Below are 450 nucleotides of genomic sequence, written 5' to 3' on the forward strand. Positions count from 1 at the left end.
TGCTCACATATTTCGCAAGGAATTCGGTATAGCTCATACCGCTCACTCGTTCAATCATGATTTCAAGCAGACCAAACCCATCGTTACAATAAACGGAGAATTCACCTGGATTTGCATTTAAATGTTCCGATTGTAACTTGATCAATAATTCATCGTGGAGTTTTGTATCATTGTCATCTAATAAAGTACTATTCGGAAAGTGAGAACCGTAAAGCCCTGACGCATGATTCATTAACATACGAGGTGTAATTTTTTTATATCTTTCATCTGCCATTTTGAAGTCTTTGATATACGTTGTAAGTGGTTTATCAATATCAATTTTATTAGCATCAGCTAGTATCATCGTTGCAGCAGATACATGCATTTTACTTATCGAACCTATACCAAACATAGTGTCTTTGGTGATCGGAGCTTTGGAAGCTTTATCTTTTACACCGGCGTTATCTGATA

At 36.2% G+C, this 450-nt stretch carries 1 protein-coding gene; it reads right to left on the reverse strand.

Going from position 1 to position 450, the window contains the following annotated elements:
* A partial coding sequence (locus KQX66_RS36450; protein ID WP_216798394.1) for a serine hydrolase domain-containing protein occupies positions 1 to 450 on the reverse strand: 450 nt, incomplete at both ends.

Origin of the sequence: Paenibacillus oleatilyticus (assembly GCF_018998565.1) — a bacterium.
GTDB lineage: Bacteria > Bacillota > Bacilli > Paenibacillales > NBRC-103111 > Paenibacillus_G > Paenibacillus_G oleatilyticus.